Source organism: Pseudonocardia sp. 2-7 (assembly GCF_056341085.1).
On the sequence record NZ_CP094507.1, the window covers coordinates 98,652 to 119,677 of the forward strand.

Annotated in this window: 24 protein-coding genes; 10 read left to right on the forward strand and 14 right to left on the reverse strand. The window is 73.3% G+C overall.

Annotated features, from left to right (window positions below):
* Window positions 1–3: 3 nt before the first annotated feature.
* Both MTO91_RS00495 and MTO91_RS00500 read left to right on the forward strand, forming a co-directional pair.
* Window positions 4–1,170 (forward strand): glutathionylspermidine synthase family protein, encoded by a 1,167-nt coding sequence (locus tag MTO91_RS00495; RefSeq protein WP_345648103.1) that lies wholly within the window; start codon window positions 4–6, stop codon window positions 1,168–1,170.
* Window positions 1,171–1,222: 52 nt separating this feature from the next.
* Window positions 1,223–1,675 carry a DUF350 domain-containing protein gene (locus MTO91_RS00500; protein ID WP_083474448.1) on the forward strand — a complete coding sequence of 151 codons (453 nt, stop codon included), beginning with the start codon at window positions 1,223–1,225 and terminating at the stop codon, window positions 1,673–1,675.
* A gap of 20 nt (window positions 1,676–1,695) precedes the next feature.
* On the opposite strand, the gene MTO91_RS00505 is transcribed toward MTO91_RS00500, so the two are convergent.
* Window positions 1,696–2,820, reverse strand: a complete 1,125-nt coding sequence (locus MTO91_RS00505; RefSeq protein ID WP_476653276.1) for a nucleotide disphospho-sugar-binding domain-containing protein — start codon at window positions 2,818–2,820, stop codon at window positions 1,696–1,698.
* Between the two features lie 66 nt (window positions 2,821–2,886).
* Here MTO91_RS00505 and MTO91_RS00510 point away from each other — a divergent pair, with 66 nt between their 5' ends.
* The 3 genes from MTO91_RS00510 (at window position 2,887) to MTO91_RS00520 (ending at window position 5,542) form a co-directional block, all read left to right on the forward strand.
* On the forward strand, window positions 2,887–3,726 hold the full coding sequence (locus MTO91_RS00510) for an HAD family hydrolase (RefSeq protein WP_476653277.1): 840 nt from the start codon (window positions 2,887–2,889) through the stop codon (window positions 3,724–3,726).
* Window positions 3,727–3,882: 156 nt separating this feature from the next.
* Window positions 3,883–4,464, forward strand: a complete 582-nt coding sequence (locus tag MTO91_RS00515) for a phosphatase PAP2 family protein (protein ID WP_357438296.1) — start codon at window positions 3,883–3,885, stop codon at window positions 4,462–4,464.
* Window positions 4,465–4,468: 4 nt separating this feature from the next.
* Window positions 4,469–5,542: a decaprenyl-phosphate phosphoribosyltransferase gene (locus MTO91_RS00520; RefSeq protein WP_476653279.1), complete on the forward strand. Its 1,074-nt coding sequence runs from the start codon at window positions 4,469–4,471 to the stop codon at window positions 5,540–5,542.
* A gap of 65 nt (window positions 5,543–5,607) precedes the next feature.
* On the opposite strand, the gene MTO91_RS00525 is transcribed toward MTO91_RS00520, so the two are convergent.
* The 4 genes from MTO91_RS00525 to MTO91_RS00540 all read right to left on the reverse strand — a co-directional run bounded on the left by MTO91_RS00525 (window position 5,608) and on the right by MTO91_RS00540 (window position 9,961).
* Window positions 5,608–6,552, reverse strand: coding sequence for an NAD-dependent epimerase/dehydratase family protein (locus MTO91_RS00525; RefSeq protein ID WP_476653280.1), 945 nt, complete (start codon window positions 6,550–6,552; stop codon window positions 5,608–5,610).
* Between the two features lie 76 nt (window positions 6,553–6,628).
* Window positions 6,629–8,659: a DUF6541 family protein gene (locus tag MTO91_RS00530; protein ID WP_476653281.1), complete on the reverse strand. Its 2,031-nt coding sequence runs from the start codon at window positions 8,657–8,659 to the stop codon at window positions 6,629–6,631.
* A 145-nt stretch (window positions 8,660–8,804) separates the two neighbouring features.
* On the reverse strand, window positions 8,805–9,266 hold the full coding sequence (locus tag MTO91_RS00535) for a DUF2304 family protein (RefSeq protein WP_476653282.1): 462 nt from the start codon (window positions 9,264–9,266) through the stop codon (window positions 8,805–8,807).
* Between the two features lie 17 nt (window positions 9,267–9,283).
* The gene (locus tag MTO91_RS00540) at window positions 9,284–9,961 is read right to left on the reverse strand and encodes a glycosyltransferase family 2 protein (protein WP_476653284.1); all 678 of its coding nucleotides are present in this window, start codon (window positions 9,959–9,961) and stop codon (window positions 9,284–9,286) included.
* Window positions 9,962–10,091: 130 nt separating this feature from the next.
* Here MTO91_RS00540 and MTO91_RS00545 point away from each other — a divergent pair, with 130 nt between their 5' ends.
* From MTO91_RS00545 to MTO91_RS00560, 4 genes are all read left to right on the forward strand, one after another.
* On the forward strand, window positions 10,092–11,093 hold the full coding sequence (locus MTO91_RS00545; protein ID WP_476653285.1) for a putative sugar O-methyltransferase: 1,002 nt from the start codon (window positions 10,092–10,094) through the stop codon (window positions 11,091–11,093).
* A 10-nt stretch (window positions 11,094–11,103) separates the two neighbouring features.
* Complete coding sequence (pseI, locus tag MTO91_RS00550; protein ID WP_476653287.1) at window positions 11,104–12,162, forward strand: pseudaminic acid synthase; 1,059 nt, start codon at window positions 11,104–11,106, stop codon at window positions 12,160–12,162.
* A 92-nt stretch (window positions 12,163–12,254) separates the two neighbouring features.
* Entirely contained in the window at window positions 12,255–12,758 is a 504-nt protein-coding gene (locus tag MTO91_RS00555; RefSeq protein WP_476654980.1) for a formyl transferase, read from the forward strand.
* A gap of 416 nt (window positions 12,759–13,174) precedes the next feature.
* The gene (locus MTO91_RS00560; RefSeq protein WP_253068245.1) at window positions 13,175–13,408 is read left to right on the forward strand and encodes an SAF domain-containing protein; all 234 of its coding nucleotides are present in this window, start codon (window positions 13,175–13,177) and stop codon (window positions 13,406–13,408) included.
* Window positions 13,409–13,417: 9 nt separating this feature from the next.
* Here MTO91_RS00560 and MTO91_RS00565 read toward each other — a convergent pair whose 3' ends face one another.
* Window positions 13,418–14,542, reverse strand: a complete 1,125-nt coding sequence (locus MTO91_RS00565) for an oxidoreductase (protein WP_179761442.1) — start codon at window positions 14,540–14,542, stop codon at window positions 13,418–13,420.
* A gap of 164 nt (window positions 14,543–14,706) precedes the next feature.
* Between MTO91_RS00565 and MTO91_RS00570 the strand changes: the two genes are divergently transcribed.
* Window positions 14,707–15,147, forward strand: coding sequence for an RrF2 family transcriptional regulator (locus MTO91_RS00570; RefSeq protein WP_073573780.1), 441 nt, complete (start codon window positions 14,707–14,709; stop codon window positions 15,145–15,147).
* Here MTO91_RS00570 and MTO91_RS00575 read toward each other — a convergent pair.
* The 8 genes from MTO91_RS00575 to MTO91_RS00610 are packed head-to-tail and all read right to left on the reverse strand — an operon-like array spanning window position 15,144 to window position 20,997.
* On the reverse strand, window positions 15,144–15,998 hold the full coding sequence (locus MTO91_RS00575) for an alpha/beta fold hydrolase (RefSeq protein WP_253068247.1): 855 nt from the start codon (window positions 15,996–15,998) through the stop codon (window positions 15,144–15,146). The genes MTO91_RS00570 and MTO91_RS00575 overlap by 4 nt on opposite strands.
* 13 nt (window positions 15,999–16,011) lie before the next feature.
* Window positions 16,012–16,395 carry a type II toxin-antitoxin system VapC family toxin gene (locus tag MTO91_RS00580; protein ID WP_476653288.1) on the reverse strand — a complete coding sequence of 128 codons (384 nt, stop codon included), beginning with the start codon at window positions 16,393–16,395 and terminating at the stop codon, window positions 16,012–16,014.
* The gene (locus MTO91_RS00585) at window positions 16,379–16,627 is read right to left on the reverse strand and encodes a type II toxin-antitoxin system Phd/YefM family antitoxin (RefSeq protein WP_179761438.1); all 249 of its coding nucleotides are present in this window, start codon (window positions 16,625–16,627) and stop codon (window positions 16,379–16,381) included. Before MTO91_RS00585 ends, MTO91_RS00580 begins: the two co-directional genes overlap by 17 nt.
* 30 nt (window positions 16,628–16,657) lie before the next feature.
* Window positions 16,658–17,299, reverse strand: coding sequence for an energy-coupling factor transporter transmembrane component T family protein (locus MTO91_RS00590; RefSeq protein ID WP_476653289.1), 642 nt, complete (start codon window positions 17,297–17,299; stop codon window positions 16,658–16,660).
* The gene (locus MTO91_RS00595) at window positions 17,296–17,973 is read right to left on the reverse strand and encodes an energy-coupling factor ABC transporter ATP-binding protein (protein WP_476653291.1); all 678 of its coding nucleotides are present in this window, start codon (window positions 17,971–17,973) and stop codon (window positions 17,296–17,298) included. Before MTO91_RS00595 ends, MTO91_RS00590 begins: the two co-directional genes overlap by 4 nt.
* Window positions 17,970–19,097, reverse strand: coding sequence for a thiolase family protein (locus tag MTO91_RS00600; RefSeq protein ID WP_476653293.1), 1,128 nt, complete (start codon window positions 19,095–19,097; stop codon window positions 17,970–17,972). Before MTO91_RS00600 ends, MTO91_RS00595 begins: the two co-directional genes overlap by 4 nt.
* Window positions 19,094–20,419 (reverse strand): AMP-binding enzyme, encoded by a 1,326-nt coding sequence (locus MTO91_RS00605; protein WP_476653294.1) that lies wholly within the window; start codon window positions 20,417–20,419, stop codon window positions 19,094–19,096. The genes MTO91_RS00600 and MTO91_RS00605 overlap by 4 nt, the downstream gene beginning before the upstream one ends.
* Window positions 20,416–20,997 carry a biotin transporter BioY gene (locus MTO91_RS00610; RefSeq protein WP_073573787.1) on the reverse strand — a complete coding sequence of 194 codons (582 nt, stop codon included), beginning with the start codon at window positions 20,995–20,997 and terminating at the stop codon, window positions 20,416–20,418. Before MTO91_RS00610 ends, MTO91_RS00605 begins: the two co-directional genes overlap by 4 nt.
* Between the last annotated feature and the right edge of the window lie 29 nt (window positions 20,998–21,026).

Consider the following 21,026-nt stretch of genomic DNA (forward strand, 5'->3'; position numbering starts at 1 on the left):
GGCGTGCGACGCGAACGCGGCACCCCCCGCCCGGACTGGCAGCGCACCGTGGCCGAGCAGGGCCTGGTCTTCGGCACCCCCGGCCGGGACGGCTCGGGCAACGAGCGGCCCTACTGGGACGAGTCGGTGCACTACGTCTTCGAGATGGACGAGGTCCTGTCCCTCGAGGCCGACGTCGAGGTGCTCCAGTCGATGTGCCTGTCGGCGGTCGACCACGTGGTCACCACCGAGCGGTTCCGGGACTTCGCGCTGCCCGAGTGGTGCTGGGAGCAGGTCGCGCAGTCCTGGCGCCGCTCCGACCCGCACCTCTACGGCCGCTTCGACCTCCGCTACGACGGCTCCGGCCCGGCCAAGCTGCTCGAGTACAACGCGGACACCCCCACCTCGCTGCTGGAGGCCTCGATCCTGCAGTGGCACTGGCTGTCCGACGTCCACCCGGGCGACGACCAGTGGAACTCCCTGCACGAGAAGCTCGTCGAACGCTGGGGCGAGCTGAAGGGTCTGCTGCCGTCGTCGGAGGTGCACGTCACCTGGTCCGGAGCCGAGTCCACCGGCGAGGACCACATCACCGTCGGCTACCTGCAGGAGACCGCCGCCGAGGCGGGCCTCGACACCGTCGGACTGTCCATCGAGGACATCGGCTGGGACTCCGCACTGGACCGCTTCGTCGACCTCGAGGAAGCTCCGATGTCGACGGTGTTCAAGCTCTACCCCTGGGAGTGGATGCTGTCCGACGAGTTCGGCAAGCACGTCACCCGCAGCCTGCCCGAGACGCTGTGGCTCGAACCGCTGTGGAAGACCCTGCTGTCGAACAAGGCGCTGCTCGCGGTGCTCTGGGAGATGTACCCCGGGCACCCGAACCTGCTGCCCGCCTCGCTCGGCAACCCCGGCATCCTCACCGAGTACGTCCGCAAGCCCCTGCTGGGCCGCGAGGGCGCCAACATCCAGATCGTCGCCCCCGGCCACGAGACCGCCACCGGCGGCGTCTACGGCGACGAGGGCTTCGTCTACCAGATGTTCGACCCGCTGCCCGAGTTCGACGGGTTCCGTCCCTGCCTGGGCGCCTGGCTGGTCGGTGACACCGCCGCCGGACTCGGCATCCGCGAGACCGCCGGCCTGATCACCGACGACGGCGCGGCCTTCGTGCCGCACCGCATCCCCGAGTCCTGACCCTGTTCCTGCACCGGTTCCTGCACACCCCCGCTCCCCGGAGGTACCTCCCGTGATCCTCGCCCAGGCGTTCGACGCCACGTACTGGGGCTTCCTCGGCCGCGGTGTCGGCGCGATCCTGCTCTACGCCGTGATCGGCACCCTGCTCATGCTGGTCGGCTTCTGGGCCATCGACCTCACCACGCCGGGCAAGCTCCCGGCGATGGTCCGCGGCGGCCTGCCGAACGCGGTCACGATCACCTCGGCCGGGATGCTGTCGATGGCGTTCATCATCGTCACCGCGATCTACGGCTCGTACGGCTCGCTGCTGCAGGGCGTCGTGTCGTCGCTGGTGTTCGGCCTGATCGGGATCATCGCCCAGGTCGCCGCGGTGCGGCTGCTGGAGTGGGTGACCGGCATCGACATCGGCGAGGTCATCCAGTCCGACGAGCCGCGGGCGGTGGCGAAGGTCGTCGCGGCCGCGCACGTCGCGCTCGGCCTGATCGTCGCGGTCGCCGTCTTCTAGACCCTCGGTCCCGGCGCCGCTCAGGCCAGGGCGGTCAGCACCTCGACCCTGGCCTGCGGCGTCGGCATCGCGGCGATCTCGGCGCGGACGTCGCGGGCGGCGGCCGCGAGCTCGCCGTCGTGCAGCAGCCTGCGCAGGGTGTCGGCGGTGAACGGGCCGCCCAGCCCCGCGCCGCGGGCGGCGACCAGCTCGGCGTTGTGCCGCCGGTCGCCGGGCCCGGGCAGCGCGAGCTGCGGGACGCCCGCGGCGAGCGCGGCCAGCACGTGCGCGGCGCTGCCGTCGTGCAGCACCGCCGCGCAGGCCGGCAGCAGCTCGTCCAGCGGGACCCGCCCGACGGTGCGCACCCCCGGCCCGTGGTGGCGCAGCAGCCGCGCCGGGGGACGGACGAGCACGAGCTCGCAGTCCGTGCCGTCGGCGTGGACGCCCGGCAGCGCGCGCACCGCGGAGGACTGCAGGTCCCCGCGCACCGGTCCGCCGCCGCGCAGCACCAGCACCCGCGGGCGGACGGAGGGGCCGCTCAGCCAGGCGGGCAGCGAGGACCGGCCCGGGCCGCGGGCCCGTCCCGGCCGCACGGCCAGCGCGTCGCGCGCCCCGACCAGGCTCGACGGGGCGATGGTCAGCGCGATCGCCGGTGGCGGGACCCCGCGCAGCCCGTGCCGCAGCCGGGCACGCTGCAGCGGGCGGGAGTCCAGCAGCGTGCGGACCAGCGCGAACCCGTCGAGCAGGCCGTTCTCGTGCAGCACCGCCGGGACGTCGTGCCGGGCGGCCGCGAGCGCCCCCGCGACCGCCAGGGGCTCGTACACCACGACGTCGGGCCGCCACTGCTCGGCGACGGTCACCAGCGCGTCGGTCAGCTCCTCGTTCACCGGGCCGAACAGCGAGCGCACCCCGGCGTCGCCGCCGCGCCCGGCCAGCTCGGCCCGCGCGACCACCGGGTGCGCGACGAGCGAACGCGCGGCCAGCCTGCCCACCCGCAGGCTGCGGGCGACGTCGATGAACGGCAGCGGACCCGCCCCGGGGAGCGGGTGCGCGTCGCCGCCGCCGGCGAGCAGCACCTCGTGCCCGGAGTCCCAGAGCGCGTGGGCGAGCGGCAACAGTGGTGTCAGGTGCCCCGACAGCGGGGCCGCCACCACCAGAACGCGCACCGTTCGAGGGTAACCGCCACGCGGTTGTCCGGGGGCGGTCTCCGCGCGGTTCCGTACGCTCTGGGTGTGATCGTCGAGAACGCGCCCCGGCTCGTCGCCACCGACGTCGACGGGACCCTCCTCGACGACGGCGGCGCGGTCACCCCGCGCACCGTCGCCGTGCTGGAGCGGGCGGTCGCCGCCGGCGCCGGCTTCGTGCTGGTCACCGGCCGCCCGCCGCGCTGGATCCCGCCGGTGCTCGCGCGGCTGCCCGAGGGACTGGTGCGGCTGTGCGTGTGCGCGAACGGCGCGGTACTCTACGACGCCGCCGACGACGTCGTGCTCGGCGCGCACACCCTGGAGCCCGCCACGATCCGCGAGCTCGCCGGCCTCGCCGCGGAGCTGTTCCCCGGCTGCGGGTTCGGCGTCGAGCGCGTCGGGAACGCCGAGGGCGACGACGGCCCGCGGGGGATCGTCGACGAGTTCCTCACCGACCCCGGCTACGTCCACGCCTGGGGCGAGCACGACGGCGGCTCCACCAGCCGCGAGGACCTGCTCGGCCGCCCGGCGACGAAGGTGCTGATCCGCTCCCCGGAGCTGACCAGCGAGCAGATGATGGACGCGCTCGCACCGAAGGCCGGCGGGCTGGCCGACCTGACGTTCTCGCACTCGTCGGGGCTGCTGGAGGCCTCCGCCCCCGGGGTCACCAAGGCGACCGGCCTGGCCGAGGTCGCCCGCCGTCTCGGGGTGACCGCGGCGGACACCGTGGCGTTCGGCGACATGCCCAATGACCGGGAGATGCTGCGCTGGGCCGGGCTCGGCGTCGCGATGGGCAACGCCCACCCGGACCTGGTCGGGCTCGCCGACGAGGTGACGGCACCGCACACCCACGACGGGCTCGCCGAGATCCTGGAGCGCTGGTTCTGAGCGCACCCGGCGCTGTTCACCCGCCCGTCGACGAGCGGTCATGCCCGGTCCCACGGGCCGCCCCGACCCGGCCCACGACCCCGCCCGCGCGTACCATCACCGGCTGTCATCGCCCGCGAGCCGGGTGCCAGCGCCCGCGCCAGGAGGCCCCCACCCGTGGCTGACACGGCAGACACCCTGGACCGTTCCGGTCCGCAACCGCCCGCCGACGTCCCGCCCACCGGCGAGGTCGCCGTGCTGGCGTCCGTGCAGGGCGCTCTCGCGAGCGACACCACCGTGCGGGTCGCCCGCGGGATGTCGCTGTTCGGCGAGCACGCCGCGGGCTGGCTGGCGATCGGCGTCGTGGGTGCCGCGCTGGACCGCCCCCGCCGGCGCGAGTGGCTCGGCTCCGCCGCGGCCGTCGCGTTCGCGCACGGCGCCTCGATCGGGATCAAGCGCGTCGTCCGGCGCCGCCGCCCCGACCACCCCGCGGTCCGGGTCCTGGTGGGCACCCCGAGCCGGCTGAGCTTCCCGTCCTCGCACGCCACGTCCACCACCGCCGCCGCCGTGCTCTACGGCGGCCTGCTGGGCAGGCGCTCCCGCCCGGTGGCCGCGGCGGGTGTGGGCCTGATGGCGCTGTCGCGCCTGGTCCTCGGCGTGCACTACCCGACCGACGTCGCCACCGGCACCGCGCTCGGCGCGGCCGTCGCCGGTACCGCGCGTCGCGTGATCTCACGCAACCCCACCACCGGAGGGTGAGCGCATGACCAGCACCGACCCCACGAAGGTCGACCGCGACGACTCCGAGAAGGAGAAGGTCGCCCAGGCCGCCGACCCGCAGACCCCCGTCGTCCCGGACGCCCCCGACGACGCAGGCGCCCCCGAGGGCCACGAGGCCGACGCGGCCCCGGCCGCCGTCGCCGCCGAGCACGCCCCGCACGTACCGATGGACCCGTCCGAGCGCACCACCACGATGGTCGCCCGCGGCCTGCTCAAGACGATGCGCCCCCGCCAGTGGGTGAAGAACGTCCTGGTCTTCGCCGCGCCGTTCGTCAGCGGCCAGCTGTTCGACGTGCCGATCCTGATCGACTGCGTGATCGCGTTCGTCGCGTTCTCACTGGCCGCGTCCGGCGTGTACCTGGTCAACGACGCGCTCGACGTCGAGGCCGACCGGGCGCACCCGACCAAGCGCCGCCGCCCGATCGCGTCCGGCATCGTCCCGGTGCCGCTGGCCTTCGTCGCGGCGGGCGTGCTGTTCGCCGGGTCGATCGCGCTGTCGTTCGCGGTGACCTGGCAGCTGATCATCGTGCTCGCCGTCTACGTGGCGGTGCAGCTGTCCTACTGCCTGTGGCTCAAGCACCAGCCGGTGCTCGACATCTGCATCGTCGCCTCCGGCTTCCTGATGCGCTCCATCGCCGGCGGTGTGGCCACCGGCATCCCGCTGTCGCAGTGGTTCCTGCTGGTCACCGGGTTCGGCTCGCTGTTCATGGTCGCCGGCAAGCGCTACGCCGAGATCAACCTCGCCGAGCGCACCGGGGCCAAGATCCGCAAGTCGCTGGAGAACTACACGGCGTCCTACCTGCGCTACATCTGGTCGCTCTCGGCCACCGTCATGATCGTCATGTACGGGCTGTGGGCGTTCGAGATCCGCGAGGACCACAACTCGGTGTGGTCGGTGCTGTCGATCGTGCCGTTCGTGATCGCGGTGCTGCGCTACTCGGTGGACGTCGACCGGGGCACCGGCGGCGAGCCCGAGGAGATCGCGCTCGGCGACCGCGCGCTGCAGGTCCTGGCGCTGGCCTGGATCGCGATGCTCACCCTGGCCGTCTACAGCTGACGCCGGCCGCCACCCGGGCCCGGTTCCCCGCACGGGGGCCGGGCGCGGTGTCGGTGCCCGGCGTGTCAGCGACCGGTGTGCCAGGCCCAGGTGTGTGCGAGGCCCTCGGCGAGCGGGGTCGGCGCGGGCAGGCCGAGCGCGGCGATCCCGCGCGACGGGTCGAGGCAGCTACGGCGCAGCTCCCCGGCCCGGGCCGGGCGGAACTCCGGCGCGAACGCCTCCGGGGCGAGCCCGGCGATCTCCCCGATCGTCGCGGCCAGCTCGACGACCGTGGACTCGGTGCCGGTGCCGACGTTGAACACCTCGCCGGCCAGCTCCCCGGCCGCGAGCCGGTCGGCCGAGGCGAGCGCCGCCCGGGCGACGTCGCCGACGTAGAGGAAGTCGCGGGTCTGGCCGCCGTCGCCGAACACGGTCGGCCGCAGCCCGGTGCGGGCCCGGTCGCAGAACAGCGAGACGACCCCGGCCCCGCCCGCCGGGTGCTGGCGCGGCCCGTAGACGTTCGCGAAGCGCAGCACCAGCGCCGGGAGGCCGTGCGCCCGCACGAAGAACCGGGTGTAGCGCTCCGCGGCGAGCTTGCTCATCCCGTACGGCGACTCCGGCTCGGCCAGCTCCGCCTCGGTCGTCGGCAGGGGGGCGCCGTCGCCGTAGATGGCGCCGCCGGTGGAGCAGACGACGACCGCGCCCGCGCCCGCGTCCCGGGCCGCCTGCAGCACGCTCAGCGTGCCGAGGACGTTGACCGAGGCGTCGTGCACCGGGTCCTCCATCGAACGGCGTACGTCGATCTGGGCGGCCAGGTGGAACACCGCGTCCGGGCGGTACTCCGCGGCCAGCGTGGTGAGCGCGGCGGTGTCGCGGACGTCGAGCTCGGCCACCGTGACACCCGGGGCGAGGTTGTCCCGGGTCCCGGCGGAGAGGTCGTCGACGACGAGGACGTCGTCGCCGCGGGTGAGCAGGGACTCGACCAGGGTGGAGCCGATGAAGCCGGCTCCACCGGTGACGAGTGCGCGCATACCTGCCTTCCTCCGGGGCGGACGGTGTGTGCACCCGGCTGCGCGCACACGGTAACCGCGGGTGCCCCGGGGCGCCTCAGCCGGTGGAGCGGGCGGGGCCCGCGCCGCAGGCGGTGATCCGGTAGAGCGTGCTGCCGCCCCCGGAGAGGACGGGCTCGAACCCGGGTGCACGGCCCAGGTCGGTCAAGCCGGGGAAACTCTGGGAACGACGGTCCCAGGGCCAGTACGACACGGGACCGTCGATCGCGTACTTCAGATCGGTCGCGCGCACCGCCCTGCACACCGACGGGTCGACGGCTGCGTCACGGAGCCGCTCCTGGATCAGCTTCTGCTCCGGTGTCCAGTTGCCCGACATGTGCGGGAACATCGTCTCCCGTCCGGTCAACGGGTAGACGAGGGCGTTGCCGGTCCAGGGGTTCGCCGCCACCACCTCGCCGGCAGGTACCGCCCGTCCGGCGGCTTCCAGGAAGTCTCGCTGACCGGGCTGGAGCATCCAGGTGGCCTCACGCTGATACGTCCCGGCGACCACGAACGCGTGTACCCCGACCCGGAACCCGTCGGACGCCACCACGAGGACGGCCGCGGTCAGGGTGACCGCTGCCGCTGTCACCGTGACCATGTTGGGGGAACCCGACGGTCGGGAGGCGCGTCGTGCCCACACCCCGACCAGCCCGCTGACCGTGCCGGTCACCCCGATCGCCGCCAGCGGCACACCTGTGATCGGGACCATGGCGGCGAGCCGGTACGAGTCGTTGTACCAGGCGCCCGTCAGAGCGGTGACCACGTCGCCCTCCCGCGCGATCGCGAGGACGTACAGGAAGGCCGAGGTCAGGTGGGCGGGCACGAGCCAGGCGGTGCGCGCATGCCGCACTGCAAACACCGCACCGACCAGTACGAGAACCGAGACGACGTAGAGCGGGGGACGTCCGTTCGTCCCGTTCCACAGGACGCCGAGCACTGCATCGTGTGCCCCCATGGACGCAGGCCAATCGAAGGCTCGGACGCTCGCCAGGAACGGTGACCAGGCGAGCAACCAGAGAACACCCGCCGCGAGCGCGACGGCGCCGACAGGACCGGCGACAGTCCGCAGCCGCATTCCCGCCCGTGCGGCCCGCACGGCCGAGACGATCGCGGCCACCGCGACCGGCGACAGCCCGAGCACGAGCAAGCTGATCACCGCGTTGGGATGGGCCAGACTCAGGCCGGGCGCGGCGACTGCCCCCAGGAGCAGCGCAGAGGACCGGCTCAGCGCGCTGTCGTCCGCCGGCATCACGAAGGCGACCACCGCGGCCAGTGCGGCCGGCACGAGGGCGAGACCGAGAAGATTGGGCCACAGGACCCCCCAGGTCATCACCAGCCACGGCATGGCCGTGAATGCGGTGGCCAGGACAGGGGCGACGAGCAGGACCCCGGCCCGGGGGCCGGCGACCTGGCGCGTGAGCAGAGCGCATCCGAGTGGCCAGACGACGGCAGCGGCTGCGAACGCCATCAGGTTCGACGCGGCGGGGATCGGTGCCCCCGACGTGAGGACCACGAGCGCGACGAGATCGTGCCAGGCCGCGGGATAACCCGTCGGCCGACCCGGACTGGTCAGCTCGCCGAGCGTCAGCGACGAACCGTCGCCCGTGGTCAAGATGTGTGCCACGGCGCTGTAGTGGTGCACGGCGTCATAGGTGGGGGAGATCGCGTCCACCCGACCGAAGGCCAGCACCACGGTGAGCCACCCGAGCGCCACGGTGACGACGAGTCCGGCGAGCAGGGCCGGGCGTGACCACGGTCCGTCCGACCCTCCACGGAGGAATGCGACATACCGGGACGGGGCCGCGGGTCCGCCGGAACTCCGGGGCCGCTGTCGCATCGCTGCTCGGATACCGAACAGCACGACCGCTCCGAGCACGGTCGCCGCGACGACGGGCAGTGGACCCCAGGGCACTCCGAGCCGACCGGAGACCACTGCGGTCACCGCGACCAGCGCGACCGAGACGACCGGTGCACCACCCCAGCAGGCGATGCCGTGCCAGCCCAGCACCCGGAGCCACAGGACACCGGGCGCCACACACCACACCACGGCGACCAACGCCGCCGGTACGGCTTCGAGCCAACTCACGAGCGGGACCCTGGAGTTCCGGGTGCTCTGCCCGAGGCGTCGATGCCGTGCCGCATCCTCGGGAGTTTACGAGCGGCACTCGAGCGGCTCGTGCCCCCACGCCTCGCGTCCGGAGTTCGTGACCACATCGTGCCGGAGGATCGGATCAGCCCCCGGACCTCCGGGTCGGGGCGTCGAGATTCTCGGAGACCGGTTCCCCGACAGGGGTCCGGTGACCGTTCCCGGTCGCCGCGTGCCCCTCCAGCGCGGTCAGCCGCTGCTCCAGGTCCTTCTCCCGCCGGGTCAGCTCCGCGTCCCGGACGGCGATCTGGCGGGCCAGGTTCGTCAGGTGCTGGCTGATCTCGCGGTCCCGCAGGTAGGTGTTCAGCATGCCGAACACGAACGCGACGACGAGCAGGTAGACCAGCAGGTCCGTGCCACGGCCGATGCCCACCGCCCGGGCCAGGTAGGTCAGGTCGTCGGGACGCAGGACCGCATAGATGTTCAGCACGATGAACGCGCCGAAGGCGATCCGCTTGCTCGCCCGCACGCCGACGCTCTGGCCGCTGCGCACGAAGTAGACGAGCGCGCCGACCGCGGCGGCCAGGAGCAGGATCTGCAGGATCACGGTGTTCGCCTCCTGGGTCATCGCTGCCGTACCGACAGGTCGAACAGGATGTTCACCCCGTTGAACAGCGACTGGCCCTTGGATCGTGAGTACTCGGTGTAGCGGATCGTGACTGGGACCTCGCGGATCCGCCACGACGACCGGGCCAGCGACGCGACGATCTCCGACGCGTGCGCCATCCCGTTCATGGTGATCCGCAGGTCCTCCGCGACCGCCCGGTTCATGGCCCGCAGCCCGTTGTGGGCGTCGGTGAGCTTGAGCTTGCGGCTGGCGGGGGACAACGCCGCGACGGTGCGCAGCACCAGCCGCTTGAGCGGCGGAACCGGTTCGGTCGACTCCAGGAAGCGCGACCCGAGGACGACGTCGGCCTCGCCGCTGCGCAGGATCGCGGCCATCCGGACGGCGTCGGCGACGTCGTGCTGGCCGTCGGCGTCGAAGGTGACGATCCGCTCGGCGCCGCAACGGAGTGCGTAGTCGATCCCGGTCTGCAGCGACGCGCCCTGCCCGAGGTTGATCGGATGCCGCACCAGGTGCGCCTCGGTGCCGGCGATGCGTTCGGCGGAGGAGTCCCGGCTGCCGTCGTCGACGCACACGACGTTCGGGAAGGCCGTGCGGATCTCCGCGACGACGTCGGCGATGACGGTGTCCTCGTTGTACACGGGGACCACCACCCAGGTGCCGGTGTCGGCGACCACGTCCCACTCCCTCGTCACTGCGGGGCGGCCGTTCACAGCCGCCGCACAGAGGCTATCGCTCCGGCGACGGGCGCTGACCGACGGTAGGTGGGGACACGGGGCGAACGTGACAATCCGTACCGTCGGTCACATGGACCCGAGGACGCTGCTCGAGCTGATGCTGGCCGACCTGGACGGCGCGCCGGAGCTGTACCGGCCGACGGACTTCTGGAAGACCGGCCTGGAGAAGGTGGTCGCCGACCTGCGCGAACGCGGGTTCGCGGAGTTCCGCAGGCACCCCTCGGCCACCTACTTCTACGCCCCGCAGTACGCGCCGGTGTCCCGCCCGGCGGCCGCCCTGTCGCGGGCGTTCGGTCTGGCGGGCGGCCCCGGGACGCTGCTGCGCGAGCGGATCGACCAGGTGCCCGTCGCCCGGGCCCACCACGCCACGGTGACCGCGCTCGATCCCGCCGACCGGTCGCCGTCGCTCGCCGGGTTCAGCGAGTCGTCCGCCGGCGCCCCGGCCGAGCAGCTGGTGTTCGACGGCCGCCGGTTCAGCCGGTCGTCGCTGAACTACCTGCGCGGGCTGGTCATGCTCAAGCGTGCCGTGCCGGACCTCGACGTCTCGACCGTCCTGGAGATCGGCGGCGGGTTCGGCACGCTCGGCGAGATCCTGCTGTCGGGCAACCCCGGTCTGCGCTACATCGACGTCGACATCCCGCCGGTCGCCGCCGTCGCCACGCACTACCTGCGCGAGGCGCTCGGGCCGGAGAAGGTCCTGGACTACGCCGCCAGCCGCGAGCGCGAGAAGATCGTGATCGATGAGCTGGAGCAGCCGGCGACGGTGCTCTGCTCCTGGCAGCTGCCCCGGCTCACCGGGACCGTCGACCTGTTCGCCAACTTCATCTCCTTCCAGGAGATGGAGCCCGACGTCGTCGCGAACTACGCGAGCCTGGTCACCGACCTGGGCGCCCGCTGGCTGCTGCTGCGCAACTCCCCGACCGGCAAGCCGAACGTCCGCGAGCCCATGCTGCGCCACCGCTACCTGGAGATGTTCGACCAGTTCGAGCTCGTCGACTCCGACGCCGGGCTCTACGGCCAGGACTCCGAGGGCACGGCGTCCGAGGTGATGGTGCTCGCGCGGCGCTCGTAGAGTGGCGCGCATGCGCACCCCGGACCCGATCGAGATCGGCGGCCACCGCGTGGGCCCCGGCGAGCGACCGTTCGTCATCGCGGAGGTCTCCGGCAACCACAACGGCTCGCTGGACCGGGCACTGGAGATCGTCGACGCGATCGCCGGCACCGGGGCGCAGGCGGTGAAGTTCCAGACCTACCGGGCCGACACGATCACCATCGACGCCGACGGCCCGGCCTTCCGGATCCGCGACGACCACGGCCTGTGGGGCGGGCGGAACCTGTACCAGCTCTACGAGCAGGCGCACACGCCGTGGGAGTGGCACGACCCGCTGTTCGCCCGGGCCCGTGAGCACGGGCTCGTGCCGTTCTCCTCGCCGTTCGACCCGACGGCGATCGAGCTGCTGGAGTCCCTCGACGCGCCGGCGTACAAGGTGGCCTCGGCCGAGCTGGTCGACCTCCCGCTGATCCGGGCGATGGCCGCGACCGGCAAGCCGATGGTGATCTCCACCGGGATGGCGACGCTGGCCGAGATCGACGCCGCCGTCGCCGCCGCCCGGGAGGGCGGTGCGACGCAGATCGTGCTGCTGGCCTGCACCGCCTCGTACCCGGCGGACCCGGTCGACGCGAACCTGCAGACGATCCCGGCGCTGCGCGAGGCGTTCGGCGTCCCGATCGGGCTCTCCGACCACACCCCGGGCATCGGGGTACCGGTCGCCGCGGTGGCGCTCGGCGCGGTCGCGATCGAGAAGCACGTGACGCTGCAGCGCGCCGACGGCGGCGTCGACTCCGACTTCTCCCTGGAGCCCGCCGAGCTGGCGTCGCTGGTCACCGAGACCGACGTGGCACGACGCGCGATGGGCCTGGCCCGGTTCGGGCCCCGCGAGTCTGAGGCGACAATGCTCGGGCTGAGGCGATCACTCTACGTTGTTCAAGATGTCGAACAGGGAGACAGAGTCAGTGCTTCCAATGTTCGTTCAATCCGGCCAGCGGGCGGTCTTGAGCCGAACGAAATTCTTCGCGTTCGTGGGCGCCGTTTCTCCGTAGCTGTTAAGAAGGGAACCCCGCTAACGTGGGATCTCATCTGACTGATTCCAGTAGTCGTCCGATCGTATTTCTGGGTGCAGACGGCTCGCTTGTGCGCGAGTTTCTGCTGCGATCGGTAGGCGACTTAGTTGTCATGGGTGCATCCGATAGATTTGAAGTTGAAGATGTAAGGAGGCTCTCGCCGGCACTGGTCGTTAGTCATGGTTACAGGAAAATTGTACGCCCAGACGTTATCGACCTGCTAGAAGGCCGGATCTATAACGTTCATATCTCTCTCTTGCCGTATGGACGGGGGGCGGATCCCAACTTGTGGTCGATACTCGACGACACGCCCTCGGGTGTGACGGTTCACGAGATGGATAAGGGACTGGATACCGGTCGAATTGTCTTGCAATCCGAGGTTGAACTCGATGACTCTGTGGACACTCTTCGCACCTCGTACAACAGGCTTCAAGAGGAAGCTGTGCGTCTGTTTGCTGCGGGTTGGATTCGTCTGCTGGCCGGTGAGGTTCGGCCTGTGATCCAGTCGGGCCCTGGAACAGAGCATCGAAGTACGGACAAGAACTCCGTCCTGCATCTTCTGGAGCAGGGATGGGATACCCCGATTAAGAGCTTACGAGGAAGGGCGCCTCGTTAGTGGGTCCTCTCGGCGCGGACGGCATTCCTCTGTCGATTCGATCGATGTTCGGATCTGAAGTGGGATGCCCGGTTTCTGTCGACAGTGGCCTTGTTGCGGTTCCGCTGTTTGTGAGATCAGTGTGGGCTAGCGTAATCGGCGCGTAGTCCGCTGTCGCGGGGCAGTGGCGGCTGGCATCGCCAGCTGATGTTCACTGTCCGGCTCGGGGAGTGACTGAGTTTGCACTGCTTGGAGGGGGGCTGAGTAACTGCGATTAGCTTAGCTGGATCTGCGGACCGGCCCCGCCTGCTGCTGGCTGGAGAGCTGACGGAGTTGGCAACTCGCTTGAAGGGCAATTCCGGGTGTTCCCCCGAAGTGCGAGCTAGGTCGATCGGGCTAGCTTCTGGGGCACCAAGACCGACGTAAGGTAGCGAGCCATGGCTCCGGCCCGGTTCGAGTCCCGCGAGTTCGAGCGGGATGACCTCGCCCAGTGCCAGTCGCTGTGGGTGGGTCGCGGACGTCACCGCCGGGGGGAGCGGGTGGCCGCGGACAACCTGCGGTCGATCCGTCCGGCCGGTGGCCTGCACACCGACACGATCGGCACCGTGCTCGGCCGGACCTTCGCCCGCGACGTCGCCCGCGGCACCCCGCTGACCTGGGACCTGATCTGAGCGACCCGCTCAGTGCAGGGTGCCCAGTGCCGCCTTGGTGAAGGGCACCAGCTCGGACTCGCGGCCGTCGAGGACCTTGCGGGCCCACTCGGGGTCGGCCAGCAGCGCCCGGCCGACGGCGACGAGGTCGAACTCGTCGTCCTCCAGCCGGTCGAGGAGCTTCTCGACGCCGCTGACGTCGGCGTGCGCGTCGCCGCCGGAGAACATCTCCGGGGCGAAGACCTGGTCCAGGCCGACCGAGCCGACGGTGATCGTCGGCAGGCCGGTGACCTTGCGCGTCCACCCGGCGATGTTCAGCTCGGCGTCGGCCTCGGGGAACTCCGGCTCCCAGTAGCGGCGCCCGGACGCGTGGAACGCGGTCACCCCGGCGTCGGCGAGCGGGGTCAGCACGTCGGCCAGCTCGTCGGGGGTCCGGGCGAGCTGCGCGTCGTAGGCACCGGCCTTCCACTGGGAGAACCGGAACACGACCGGGAAGTCGGGGGCGACGCGCTCGCGGACGGCGGCGACGATCTCGGCCGCGAAGCGGGCCCGCTCGGCGGCGCCGCCGGCGTAGCCGTCGGTGCGGCGGTTGGTCCGCTCCCACAGGAACTCGTCGATCAGGTAGCCGTGCGCGCCGTGCAGCTCGACACCGTCGAAACCGATCCGCTCGGCCTGCGCCGCGGCCTCGGCGAACGCGCCGATGATCCGGTCGATCCCGGCGAGGTCCAGCGCGGTGCCGGCGCCCTCGGTGCCGTCGAGCGCGATGCCGGACGGGCCGACCGACGGCGCCTCGGGGAACGGCGGCTTCCCGGCCTCGCGGGTGATCCCGACGTGCCAGATCTGCGGCATGATCCGGCCACCCGCCCCGTGCACCGCCTCGACGACGTCCGCCCACCCGGCCAGCGACGCCTCGCCGTGGAAGCGCGGGACGGCGGCGACGTCGCCCGCGGAGGGGTCGTCGATGTAGGTGCCCTCGGTGATGATCAGGCCGGTACCGGCGGCGGCACGGCGCGCGTAGTAGGCCGCCACGTCGGTGCCGGGGACACCGCCGGGGGAGAACGCCCGGGTCATCGGGGCCATGACGATGCGGTTGGGCAGCTCCGCGGAGCCGAGGGTGTACGGGCGGCCGAGAAGCCGTGCGGCGCGGGTGGACACGAGGCACTCCTGAGGGGTGGGCCGTCCAGGCACGTCGGCGGGTCCGGGCGGAGGCGTCAAATGGTTCTGATCAAAGATACATATGGCTCCGTGAACTGCAACAGTGACCACCACCTTTTCGGGCGCGACGGGTACGCTGGCGGCCTGGGACGGGAGGTGAGGTCGTGCTGGACATCCGGTTCTCCAGTGCCCTGCAGGCGATGCTGTACCTCGCCGCCGCGGCCGAGGGCGACAGTCCGACCGTCAGCTCCGGACGGCTCGCCGAGGCACTCGGCACGAACGCCAGCGTGGTGCGCAAGCTGCTGGTGCCGCTCGGGGTGCACGGCCTCGTCGAGTCCAGCAGGGGGCGCAGCGGGGGTGCCCGGCTCGCCCGGCCGGCCGGGGAGATCACCCTGGCCGAGATCTACCGCTGCGCGGTGGGGGAGAAGCCGCTCTGGGCGTGCCGCCCGGAGAGCGAGCACGTCTGCCCGGTGACGACGAACGCCGCGGAGTACTTCGCCCGGCTGACCGTCGAGGTGGAGGGGGCGGTGCTGCAGTCGCTGGGGTGCCGGACCCTCGTCGACGCGCTGCGCGAGATGCGGGGCCTGGACCGCGCGGCGCCCTAACCGTCGAGGAACTCCCTGACCAGCGCGTTCACTTCGTCCGGGGACTCCCGGTTGGACCAGTGGCCACGGCCGGGCAGCACCACGAACCGGGCGCCCGGGACGGCCGCGGCCGCCGCGCGCGTCGTCGCGACGGGGACGCCCGCATCCCGGTCGCCCTGCACGAACAGGGCGGGGCAGCGGATCTCCGGGAGCCGGGGGCGCAGGTCGACCCGCATCCGGCGGAACCCGATCGAGTCGTTCTGCCAGTCGGAGCTGCCCGCGTTCCGGGCCCGGGCCTCGCCCAGGATCTGATCGACGATCCCGTCGAGGTCGGCCACGCGGCCTGCGTCGCCGAAGAGCGCGCGCCGGGTGAACGCGGTGACCGCCGCCCGGCTCCGGAACGCCAGGTTCGGCAGGGTCCGCGAGAGCAGCGGCACCCGCGCGGTCAGCCACAACAGCTGGTGCAGCCCCGGCGGGAAGCTCAGTGTCCCGGCCGGAGCGAGCGCCACCACGCGTTCCACCCGCTCCGGGTGCTCGATCGCGGTGGCCAGTGCGAGGGCGCCGCCCTGGGAGAGCCCGACGACCGCAGCACGCTCGACGCCGAGGTCGTCCAGCACGTCGACGACCGTCCGGAGCAGCACGTCGTGGCCGGCCCGGCCCCGCCACGGCCGGCTGCGCCCCTGCTTCGGCCAGTCGGGGGCGATGACGCGGTGGTCGCGGGCGAGGTCGGGGATCAGGTGGTGCCAGCTGAGCAGCGCGTTGTCGAGGCCGGCCCCGGACAGCAGCAGCACGGGTGGGCCGGACTCGCCCGCGAGGTGGACGTGCAGGTCGCCCTCGGGGCGGGGGATCACATGGTCGCGCAGTGCGGTCATCGGGTCCTCCCGGTCAGCGGGTCGCGTCGACGACGAAGCTCCGTCCGAGCCCGAGCAGTACCCGGTCCGCGGTGAGCAGCCGCATGCCGTCCTGGTCCGCCTGGGCGGTGATGAGCCGGTCGAACGGGTCGTGGCGGGCGAGTTCGGGGAAGGCACGCAGGCCCTCGGCGTGGGTGGCCGTCACGTCCAGGACGACCAACCCCTGCTCCTCCAGCAGCTCCGGGAGCCCGGCCGGGACGTCGAGCTTCCCCAGCATGGCCTTGATGGTGAGTTCCCAGACCGATGCCGCCGAGACGTGGACCGCGGTCGCGGCCCCGACGACCTCACGGGCCTTCGGGCCGAGCCGTTCGCTGTCGGTGAGGACCCACAGCAGGGCCTGGCTATCGAGGAGCAGCATCGTCGCCGTAGAACATGGCCTGGATGTCCTGGTCGACGCCCTCGAAGTCGGCGTCGTCGTAGCGGACGCGGCCGCGCAGCCCGCCCAGGCGCACGGTCCGGCGCTGGTGCGGCACCAGGTCCGCCACGGGCGTCCCGGCGCGGGAGATGACGATGTGTTCGCCCGCGGCGACGCGCTCCAGCAGTCGGGACAGGTGGGTCTTGGCCTCGTGGATGTTGAACTCGGCGGTCACGGTGCCTCCGTCCGTCGGACCTGGTCCAGCTTAGTCCATCCTTCGTGATCCGGGTCGGTCGTCGGGTTCGTCGTCGCCCCACCCGCGCGCCGCCAGTGCCTCCCCGAGCGCGTCCGCGTGCCGCAGCGTCCGCACCAGGAACGGCACCGCGAACGCCGTCGGGGAGCGATCCGCCCCGCGCGCCTTCGCCGCGGCCCGGACCTGCCCCGCGATGCCGGACAGTGTCCCGATCGACTGCACCGTCAGCCCGACGAGAAGGCCGAGGCGTTCGGGTGCGAGGCCGAACCGGCGCAGCGGGCCGAGCCCCCGCTCCACGGCGCCGACCAGGTCGTCCACCCGGGTGGTGAGGGTGAACAGGGTCGCCGCGCCCATCGCGGCGACCAGCCGGAGCACGATCACCAGCGTCCGTTCCGGCCCGAGCAGCCACCACTGGACCGCCCCGAGCAGCACGGCCAGCAGCACCAGCGTGCGCAGCACCGGCCGGACCCGGTGCCACGGGATCCGGGCGACCAGGTAGCCGGCGGCGACGGTCAGGCACAGCCCGCCGAGCACCCGCGGGTCCTCGGTGAGCACCGCCCCGACCGCGAGGGCCAGCACCACGAGCAGCGACGGCCCGGCGGGGGCCCGGTGCAGCAGGCTGTCACCGGGCGCGTAGAGCCCCAGCGGGGTCACGACCCGCAGAGCCTGCGGTAGTAGGAGACGGCCGGACCGGGCTCGTCGTCGGCGACGACCCGCCCGCCGTCGAGGACGACGACGCGGTCGAAGCCCGTCAGCAGGTCCAGGTCGTGCGTGGCGAGCAGGACCTGCTGGCGCAGCCCGGCGAGCCGGTCGGCGAAGGCGCGCTTGTTGCGCAGGTCGAGCAGGGTGGTCGGCTCGTCGCAGACCAGCACGTCCGGATCCAGCACGAGCACCGCGGCCAGCGCGAGCAGCTGCTTCTGCCCACCGGAGAGCTGGTGCGCGGGGTGCTCGACGTGGTCGCCCAGCCCGAACCCGGCGAGCGTCTCCGCGGCGAGCCGGGCGCGCTCCGCCCGGTCGCGCACGGTCCGGCGCAGCGAGAACGCGACGTCCTCACCGGCGGTCGGCATGACGATCTGGGAGTCCGGGTCGCTGAAGACGAACCCGACCCGGCGGCGGACGGCGGCACCGTCGCGGGCGGGGTCGCGGCCGTCGACGCGGACGGTGCCCGAGCTCGGTGCGACGAGCCCGTTCACGGTCCGGGCCAGCGTGGACTTGCCGGAGCCGTTCGCGCCGACCAGCGCGACCCGGGGCTCGGCGAGGGTGAGGGTGACGCCGTCGAGGACGGTGCGCTCGCCGTAGCGGTGCCCGACCGCCTCGAACTCGATCACCGGACCACCCGCCAGCTCGTCGCGACGCCGAGGCCGCCGCCGGAGGACAGCGCCGCGATCCCGGTCTCGCCGCGGCCCTGTACGACGAGCCGGTGGAACAGCCGCACGACCAGCACCGCGCCGGAGGCGCCCCAGGGGTGGCCGAGCGCGATCGCGCCGCCGTCCGGGCTCACCCGGTGCCCGTCGATCCCGGCCGCGTCGAGGCAGGCCAGCGCCTGTCCGGCGAACGCCTCGGTGAACTCGACGGCGTCCGGGGACCGCGGCCGGTCGCGGAGCGCGGCGAGGGCGGGGACGGCGCCGAGCCCGAGGTCGGCCGGGGGGCAGCCCCGGGTGGCGGCCGAGACCAGCGCGAGGCCGGGCACGCCCAGCTCCCGGCGGCGCCACTCCGGCACCAGCGCGACGGCGGCGGCCCCGTCGTTCACCCCGCAGGAGTTCGCGGCGGTGTGCACGCCGCCGGGGGTGAACGCGGGCCGGAACCGGGCGAGCCGCTCGGGGGTGAAGCGGTCGCGGGGACGCTCGTCGGTGAGCACGGCACCGACCGGGACCAGCTCGTTGTCGAAGCGGCCGGAGCGCTGCGCGTCGACGGCGCGGGCGTGGCTGCGGGCGGCGAACGCGTCGAGCCGCCGGCGGGAGAGGCCCGCCCGGGCGGCGACGTCGTCGGCGGCGGGCCCCATGTCCGGGTCCGGGTCGCCGGTCGGGGCGAAGGGCGCGCGGGTGTAGACGGTGCCGTCGGCCCAGGTCCGCGCAGGTGCGGTCGACGGCGACTCGGCGCCCCCGGCGAGGTAGCCGGCGCCGTCCCCGGCGCGGATGCCCGCGGCGGCGGTGAGGATCGCGGCCAGCCCGCTCGCGCACTGCCGGTCCACGGTCATGCCGGGCACGTCGTCGCCGAGCCCGGCGGCGAGCGCCGCGACCCGGGCCGGGTTGCCACCGGGGCCGAAGACGTTGCCGAGCAGCACGTCGTCGACCGGGCCGCCGAGGGTGCCGGCCAGCGCGGCGAGGACGGGCGCGGCGAGCGCGTCGACGGTCACCGCGCGCAGCGCGCCGCCCGCGGTGCCGATCGGGGTGCGCCGCGCGGCGACGACGACCGGGGTGTCGGCCGTGGTGCCGCTGCCGGGGCCGGTCACTCGGGCCCCCCGAGCGGGACGGCGTCGAGGGTCCCGTCGCGCAGTGCGGCGTCGACGGCGGCGCGGGCGGGCTTACCCGAGCCCAGCCGCGGCAACGCCCGGGTGACCAGCCAGCGGCGCGGCCGCTTCGCCGGGGACAGCCCGGCCCGCGCCGCGGCACGCAGCGCCCGCCGGTCCGGGACACGGTCGCGGGCCTCGACGACCGCCGTGACCACCATCCCCAGCGACGCGTGCGGGGTCCCGGCGACGACGACGTCCCCGACGCCCGCGACGCCGCGCAGCACCTGCTCGACCTCCTCGGCGGCGACCAGCGTGCCGCCGGAGGAGATGGTGGTGGCGGCGCGCCCGAGGACGGTCAGACCGCCGTCGTCGGTGAGCTCGGCGCGGTCGCCGACGGTCGTCGGACCGGGGCCGGCCGGGACGAGTGCGCCACGGGTGAACCGGCCGTGCACCGACTGCGGGCTGTCCACCCACAGCACGTCGTCGCGCACGGTGAGGTGCACGTCCTCGACCGGGCGCAGCGGGCCGTCGTCGCGGCGGGTGGCGATCAGCGAGTGCTCGGCCGAGCCGTAGTACTCGAGCAGCGTTGTGCCGGGCAGCAGCCGCGCGACCCGCTCCCGCATCCCCGGCGCGACGTGCGCGCCACCGCACACCACGACCCGTGGTGCGGGGCCGCCGCCCGGGCGGCGCTCGCGCTCGTCGAGCAGGGCGCTGAGCTGGGCGGGGACGAGGTGGACCGAGCCGCCGTCGGGCAGGTCGGTCGGGTCGAGGCGGCCGCGGGTGACCAGGCCCAGACCGTGGTGCAGCGCGTGCAGTGCCCCGAACAGGTACAGCGTCGAGGACGGCGGCCCCGGTACGAGGACCGGTCCGGGCAGCGCACCGAGGATGTCGAACCCGATCCGCCAGGAGCGCCGGTCACGGGCCAGCACGGTGGGGGCACCGGTGCTGCCCGAGGTCGTCGGGAGCAGGAACAGCCCGGGCGTCCGCGCTCCGCCGTCGGCGGTCGCGGCCCGGCCGTCGGTGCCGACGACGTGGTGCGGCGCGGCGTCGGCGAGCACCGCGTCGCGTTCGCGGCCGGTCCAGCCGGCGTCGGCCAGCAGCGACGCCGCACCCAGCCGGTCCGCGGCGAGCAGGTAGGGCAGCACCGCCCAGCGGGCCCGGGTGGGGGTGTCGAGCACGACGCGTTCCCCGGCCCGCACCCCGAGCCGGGCGAGGCGCTCCCCGGCCGCGGCGACGGCGTCGGCGAGCCCGCGCGGGAGCCAGGGGGCGGGGACGACGGGCGCGGCCGCGTCGTCGGCGGTCTCGCGTTCCGCCCCGCTCACCGGACCCGGGGCTCGGACGACGCGGAGCGGACCGGCAGCAGGTCCGGCAGGGCCCGGTGCACCAGCGACGCGATCAGCGCGGCCAGCACGATCTTGATCAGGTCACCGGGCACGAAGACCAGGGACTGCACGATCCCACCGGTGACGTCGCCGATGTAGACGCCCAGCCACGGCATGCCGATCACGTAGTCGGCGAGCAGCCCGGCCAGACAGGCGAGCAGCAGCACGGGCAGCGACCGCGACCGGAACCGCGCCACGACCAGGCCCGCGACCAGCGCGGACAACAGCCAGCCGACGAGGAACCCGCCGCTGGGGCCGAAGAACGCGGCGCCGTTGCGGCCGCCGGACAGCAGCGGTAGCCCGACCGCGGTGAGCACCAGCAGCAGCGCGACCGAGGCCGTGCCGAGCCGCCACCCGAGGATCACACCGGCCAGGATCGGGCCGACGTTCTGCAGGACGATCGGGACCCCGGCCACTCCGGCGAAGCCGGGGAACAGCCCGAGGACGGCGATGAACGCGGCGAACACGACCACGCGGGCGAGGTCGGCCGCGGGGAGCGCGGGACGGGATCCGGACACGCGCGAAGGGTAGGTCACATCGGTGTGCC

Excerpts from the sequence above, each read along its gene's own strand:
- MTO91_RS00520 (WP_476653279.1), top strand. The coding sequence starts at position 4,469 with ATGACCAGCACCGACCCCACGAAGGTCGACCGCGACGACTCCGAGAAG.
- MTO91_RS00525 (WP_476653280.1), bottom strand. The coding sequence starts at position 6,552 with ATGCGCGCACTCGTCACCGGTGGAGCCGGCTTCATCGGCTCCACCCTG.
- MTO91_RS00545 (WP_476653285.1), top strand. The coding sequence starts at position 10,092 with ATGGACCCGAGGACGCTGCTCGAGCTGATGCTGGCCGACCTGGACGGC.
- pseI (WP_476653287.1), top strand. The coding sequence starts at position 11,104 with ATGCGCACCCCGGACCCGATCGAGATCGGCGGCCACCGCGTGGGCCCC.
- MTO91_RS00555 (WP_476654980.1), top strand. The coding sequence starts at position 12,255 with ATGGGTGCATCCGATAGATTTGAAGTTGAAGATGTAAGGAGGCTCTCG.
- MTO91_RS00560 (WP_253068245.1), top strand. The coding sequence starts at position 13,175 with ATGGCTCCGGCCCGGTTCGAGTCCCGCGAGTTCGAGCGGGATGACCTC.
- MTO91_RS00575 (WP_253068247.1), bottom strand. The coding sequence starts at position 15,998 with ATGACCGCACTGCGCGACCATGTGATCCCCCGCCCCGAGGGCGACCTG.
- MTO91_RS00580 (WP_476653288.1), bottom strand. The coding sequence starts at position 16,395 with ATGCTGCTCCTCGATAGCCAGGCCCTGCTGTGGGTCCTCACCGACAGC.